4 protein-coding genes are annotated in these 5,821 nt (G+C 51.5%); all 4 read left to right on the top strand.

The window, feature by feature from the left end; translation table 11 throughout:
• Nucleotides 1–1,567 precede the first annotated feature (1,567 nt).
• Genes QZN42_RS09870 through QZN42_RS09855 form a run of 4 tightly spaced genes read left to right on the top strand, consistent with a single transcriptional unit; the run spans nucleotide 1,568 to nucleotide 4,900 of the window.
• On the top strand, nucleotides 1,568–2,449 hold the full coding sequence (locus tag QZN42_RS09870; RefSeq protein WP_296957222.1) for a branched-chain amino acid ABC transporter permease: 882 nt from the start codon (nucleotides 1,568–1,570) through the stop codon (nucleotides 2,447–2,449).
• Entirely contained in the window at nucleotides 2,449–3,411 is a 963-nt protein-coding gene (locus QZN42_RS09865) for a branched-chain amino acid ABC transporter permease (RefSeq protein WP_296957220.1), read from the top strand. Before QZN42_RS09870 ends, QZN42_RS09865 begins: the two co-directional genes overlap by 1 nt.
• The gene (locus QZN42_RS09860) at nucleotides 3,411–4,178 is read left to right on the top strand and encodes an ABC transporter ATP-binding protein (protein WP_296957217.1); all 768 of its coding nucleotides are present in this window, start codon (nucleotides 3,411–3,413) and stop codon (nucleotides 4,176–4,178) included. Before QZN42_RS09865 ends, QZN42_RS09860 begins: the two co-directional genes overlap by 1 nt.
• On the top strand, nucleotides 4,178–4,900 hold the full coding sequence (locus QZN42_RS09855) for an ABC transporter ATP-binding protein (protein WP_296957214.1): 723 nt from the start codon (nucleotides 4,178–4,180) through the stop codon (nucleotides 4,898–4,900). The genes QZN42_RS09860 and QZN42_RS09855 overlap by 1 nt, the downstream gene beginning before the upstream one ends.
• Nucleotides 4,901–5,821: the final 921 nt, after the last annotated feature.

The raw sequence follows: 5,821 nt of genomic DNA, 5'->3' as shown, positions 1-5,821 counted from the left end.
TCTACCATGGCAATCGCTAACTGAAAAAAGCTAAAAAATGGACCCTGGGGTAAGTGCGCCCTTTTTTGGGTTTTTCGGGATAATGGTTTTATAGTAAGCTTGGGGAGCCTGAAACGATAGCATGCTTTCGGTCCTGGTCATCTGGCATTAACAGGGATAGTGCAGGTCGTTCCTTCACCGGCTTCGCCGGAGCTCTGCCGGGACGTAACGTTCTTACCGTTTATCTCAGATTCGACTTGAATGAAAGACCGCCCCCTTCACCGCTTCGCGGAGCTTCCCCCGTAGGGGGGCAGCGCGTTTCAGGGATAGAGACATTTTATCCTTGTACATTGCGTCAGTCAGCCCTGTATGTGCCTTGTGCGAAAGATGAACCCACCCGCCTTCGCTTTGCTCCGGCACCCTCCCAAAACCTGGGAGGGCTTGGACGATGGCATGCTTTTATTTTTTCTCATCTGTCAAAGTACGTTTCAATGATTCGTCTTATATGTGCCTCGTGCGAAAGATGAACCCACCCGGCGGCTCCCCGGAATACGTTACGTTTTTACCATTTATCTCGATTTCGGCTTGAACGAAAGACCGCCCCCCTTTACTCGCTTCGCGGGAGCTTCCCCCGTTGGGGGACGCAGCGTCATTTCGTGTTTAGCCATACGGCATTTGCCCTGCTGACAGCTATCGGCTGATTACTATTTCAAAATCTGCGGCGCTCATGAATTTGCGCCGCACCTTCCCGACAGCCCCGAGAATCCCGATAATCCCAACAGTCCCGAAACAAAAGCTGATACCCTATAGTTTCAATACAAAAAGGGGGGCCATAGGATTCTGATGCCCGCCACCTTCACGGACCCCGGACCATGGACCCCGGACCACGAATCACGAAGAACGAACAACGAAGAACGATTATCTCCCGACAGTTCAGCACATCTGTCTATTTCCAGAGCCGCTGCTCCTTTATTTCATAATTTTTACGGAAACTGTATTGACATTTGAAATATAAATGTTACAATAGATGGCACAACGAAAGAACGAATGGCAAGGATCGGGATATGTTTCCAGGCGGATCGATAGAGAGCTGACGGATGGTGAAAGTCAGTGTGAGGCGGGAGGCAGGCTCACCCGGGAGTTTCAGAGGTGAATGAAGTAGTTTCTGACGGGGCCTCCGTTAAGGGCAATTCTTAAAAGCGATGAGCGGGACAAGGGATTTTATGGTCCATGGCACAGAGAGCCGGCGGTAGGGTGCAAGCCGGTGCATTCCATTTCTGACTATCACCTGTGAGCTCCTGAGCCGAACATAGTAGGCAATGGCGTAGACTCCACGTTACGGATGTGAATACCTGAGTATAATGTAGGGTGGTACCGCGCATGTCGCCCCTATTTCCTTAATCGGAAATAGGGGCGTTTTTTATACGGGATCAGTTTATGGGATGCTCTTTATTCGATGAGTGAAAAACCAGGGTGGTACCGCGAACCATTTCGCCCCTGCTGTAATGACGCCAGATTACAGCAGGGGTGTTTTTGATGCCATTCGTTCTTCGGAATTTGTTCTTTTTTTGAAAGGGGATTGAAGATCGTGTTTTTTCAACAGCTTGTCAACGGTTTAACGCTGGGAAGCGCCTATGCGGTCATTGCCATCGGTTATACGCTAGTGTTCGGCGTATTGAATATCGTCAATATGGCACATGGCGGCATCTTTATGATCGGCGCTTACATCGGCCTCCTGCTCGTGACTGAGGCAGGACTGGGCATTTTCCCGTCACTCGTCGGGGCTATGATCGGGGGTGCGGTGCTTGGGTATGGACTGGAAATATTTGCTCTCCGGCCTCTCCGCCGCCGCAAGGTCACTCATCTGGCTCCGCTTATTTCCACCATCGGTGTGTCCACCTTCTTGGAATCGGTGGCACTCATGGTCTGGGGTCCTCAGACCCGTTCTTTCCCGGCTACTTTCGATAATGGCCTCATGAATTTCGGACTGTTCAAGATTTCCGGTATCCAGATCGTGTCCCTGGGTACGGCGGTAATCCTGATGGTTCTCCTGACGGTCATGCTGAACAAGTCGAAGCTGGGCAAGGCTATCCGCGCTACTTCTGAAAATGCGGAAACTGCCGGGCTCCTGGGTATCAATACAAGTCGTATCATTACGTTCACTGTCATGCTGGCTTCTGCTCTGGGCGCCGCTGCAGGGGTGCTCATCGGTCTTTCTTTCAATGCGATCGAACCGACCATGGGTACCGCTATGGGCCTCAAAGGTCTGGCAGTCCTCATCATGGGGGGCCTGGGCAATGTGGAAGGCGCTATGGCAGGCGGCTTTATCCTCGGTATTGCTGAGGTATTTGCCGTGGCTTATGGTTCTTCTACCTATAGAGATGCTGTGGCATTTGGTATTATCATTCTCATTCTGTTTATCCGCCCTGAAGGTTTGTTCTCCAAGGCAGGCAAAGGAGGCAGACCGTAATGGACGAAATTTTGAATGGCTACTTCCTGCAGGTATTCACCTTCGTATGCATCAATATCGTACTGGCTCTCACGGTTTATATGACTGTGTGCACCGGTATCCTTTCCCTGGGCAATGCAGGCTTTATGAGTCTGGGGGCTTATACTTCCGCAATTCTCACCGCGCAGCATGGGGTGCCTATGCCGGTCGGTATTTTCCTGGGCGGCTGCATGGCCATGCTGGTAGGTCTCATCATCGGTCTGCCGACGATTCGTCTGAGAGGCCTGTACCTGGCCATCGCGACCATGGGCTTTGGTGAAGTCGTCCGCGTTATTGCGCTGAACCTGGATATCACCCACGGGGCGCTCGGTTTCTCCGGCATTCCTTCCATGGCTTCCATTCTTTCTGATTATGCCAGCGATATGGGTCTCCTGGATGCACTGGAAATCGACTCCCAGACCGGCGGTCAGCTGCTCATGAATATCGTTCTCCTGGTCATCGTGATCGCTATCGTTTTCTTCTGGTACCGTCTGGAACATTCCAGAATCGGCCGCGCCTGGGCAGCTGTCAAGGCCGATGAATATGCGGCAGCTCTTTCCGGGATCAATGTGGTTCGTTTCAAAATGATGGCTTTCCTCTTCTCCGCATTCTTTGCAGGGGTAGGCGGAGCTCTCTATGCTCATGCCACTTTCTTCATCAGCCCGACGGATTTCTCCTGGGGCAAGGTCGTAGACATCCTGGTATACGCCGTATTCGGCGGTTCCAACGTACTCTGGGGACCGGTGCTGGGCGCAACCATCCTCACCATCGTTCCGGAATCTCTCCGTGCAATGGCTGAATACAGGGATATGATCTATGGTGTAATGCTGGTGCTCCTCATGGCATTCCGTCCGGATGGCATCCTGTCCTATGATGCAGTGAAATATATTTCCAAAAAATTTGGCAAAAAACAGAAAGTTTCCGCGGAAGGAGGCAAACAGTGATGCTGCTTGAAATGAAAAACGTAGTGAAACAGTTTGGCGGCCTGACCGCTGTTTCCAATATGTCCTTCTCCGTGGAAAAGGGAGAAATATTTGGAGTCATCGGGCCAAACGGTGCCGGTAAGACCACCATTTTTAACCTGATTACCGGGGTTTACCAGGTGACGGAAGGGGATATCCTCCTCGACGGAAAATCCATCGAAGGGAAGAAGCCTTTCCAGATCATCAATATGGGCGTAGCCCGTACGTTCCAGAATATCCGCCTTTTTTCGGGCATGACGGTGCTGGAAAATATCCTCGTCGGCCATCATGACCGTCTGAAGTCCGGCATCCTTGCTTCTTTCTTCCGCACTTCTGCCCAGAAGAAGGAAGAAGCAGCAGCGAGAGAAGAAGCGCTGGAACTCCTCGATTTCGTAGGCCTTAGAGAAGATGCAGACCGTCTGGCTACGGAACTTCCTTACGGCAAACAGAGAAAACTGGAAATCGCCAGAGCCCTGGCCACCCGGCCGAAGCTCATCCTCCTGGATGAACCGGCAGCCGGCATGAACGACAGTGAAACCGCGGCTCTCACCGAACTGATTCATAATATCCGTACGAAATTCGGAACGACCATCATCCTCATCGAACATGATATGCAGCTGGTCATGAGCCTCTGCGACCACGTCATGGTTGTCAACTTCGGCAAGAAGCTGGCAGAAGGGGTGCCGGAAGACGTACAGAACGATCCGAAAGTTATCGAAGCTTACCTGGGCAAGGAGGATGAGGCATAATGGCACTTCTCGAACTGAAAAATGTGGAAGCCGCTTATGGAAATATTAAAGCGCTGAAAGGCATTTCCCTCTCCGTACCGGAAGGCAAGATCGTCACCCTCATCGGCGCCAACGGTGCCGGAAAGTCCACCACCATGAAGACCATCATGGGCGTCATGAAACCGGTGGCAGGGGAAGTTATTTTCAAGGGTGAAAATATTTCCGGCAAGAAAACCCACCGGATCGTCAAGAGAGGCCTGGTCCTCGTCCCGGAAGGACGCCAGATCCTCCAGAATATGACGGTCCGTGAAAATCTGGAAATGGGCGCATTCCAGAGAAAAGATGAAAAAGAAATCGCTGAAGACCTGACGAAAGTCTTTGAAAGGTTCCCCAGACTTTTTGAAAGACAGACCCAGCTGGGCGGTACCCTTTCCGGCGGCGAACAGCAGATGCTCGCTATCGGCCGTGCCATGATGGCAAAGCCGGAAGTCATGCTCCTGGACGAACCGTCCATGGGCCTGGCACCGCTGGTGGTCCAGCAGATTTTCGACGTAATCAAAGATATCAATAAAATGGGTACGACTGTCCTTCTTGTAGAACAGAATGCGAGAAAGGCACTCCAGATCGCCGACTATGCCTACGTTATGGAAACAGGCAGAATCGTCATGGAAGGCCCGGCGCAGGAAGTCGCAAGCAACCCGGATGTCATGGCGGCCTATCTGGGCGGCAGGAAGAAACAGTAAACCATACAGCAGCCGGACACGCTGCAAACACGATCGGGGAAAGGGGACAGAGTCATCTGTCCTCTTTTCCTTTTTGTTTTGAAAAACGGATTGGGGATTGCGGATTGGGGATTGGGGGAAGGGGGCCTGCACAATTCATGAAGCAGGCCATTTTGTATATGGAAATAACGGGGAACGGGGAGCGGGATGCGGGGTGCGGGAAGGAGGCCGCAACAAAATTTTGAAGCGGCCAATTATATGAGGGCCTTTGGCCTGCAGTGAGCGAAGAGACGGATTTCGGACTTCGGATTTCAGGAAGGAGGGCCTGCAGAATTCATGAAGCAGGCTATTTTGGTTTGGGACTGAATTTTTTTAGTGCAGCTTTCCCTGGAAACTTGAACTGGACAGAGAAGTCGGAGAAATCCCCTGATGGTCAGGCTTCCCCTCGGGGAAGCTGGCTGCGAAGCAGACTGATAGGGCAAGGAATGGGATTGGCGGCAAAACCGCCGGCAGAAAATTTCGAAATCCGGAACTTCTATGGGAATATTTCAGAAATGATCGATTCTTCGAATCGATTGGCCCTCTCACCGGCTTTGCCGGAGCTCTCCCGGGGGAGAGCCTTTCAACTGTCGGATAGAGTCAAATTCACCCTGTACGTTTCGTCAGTCAGCCTCCTATGTGCTCCTATCCTCCAGTGTTCAGGCTTCACCAGAGGAAAGCCGCCCCGAAGCGGGGACAGGAATTCTAAATAAAAATTGGACTTTTGTGCTAATCTCGCGAACGAAATTAGCACAAAAGTCCATTTGAGCTGGAAAATTCTATTAAAAAGGGGCGCCCTTATTATAAAACGGTCCCGTTGTCAAGGACACCCATTCCTAATTTTTCTGTTCGGGGTTAGCCCACTTATTCAGGCGGTCTTCTGCTCTTTGTCCTTCTCCTTTT

It is taken from the genome of uncultured Dialister sp. (assembly GCA_900314595.1).
Classification (GTDB): Bacteria; Bacillota; Negativicutes; order Veillonellales; family Dialisteraceae; genus Dialister.
Note: the sequence above shows the minus strand (reverse complement) of the source record. Positions and strands in the feature narration are given on the sequence as shown.

Excerpts from the sequence above, each read along its gene's own strand:
- QZN42_RS09865 (WP_296957220.1), top strand. The coding sequence starts at position 2,449 with ATGGACGAAATTTTGAATGGCTACTTCCTGCAGGTATTCACCTTCGTA.
- QZN42_RS09860 (WP_296957217.1), top strand. The coding sequence starts at position 3,411 with ATGCTGCTTGAAATGAAAAACGTAGTGAAACAGTTTGGCGGCCTGACC.
- QZN42_RS09855 (WP_296957214.1), top strand. The coding sequence starts at position 4,178 with ATGGCACTTCTCGAACTGAAAAATGTGGAAGCCGCTTATGGAAATATT.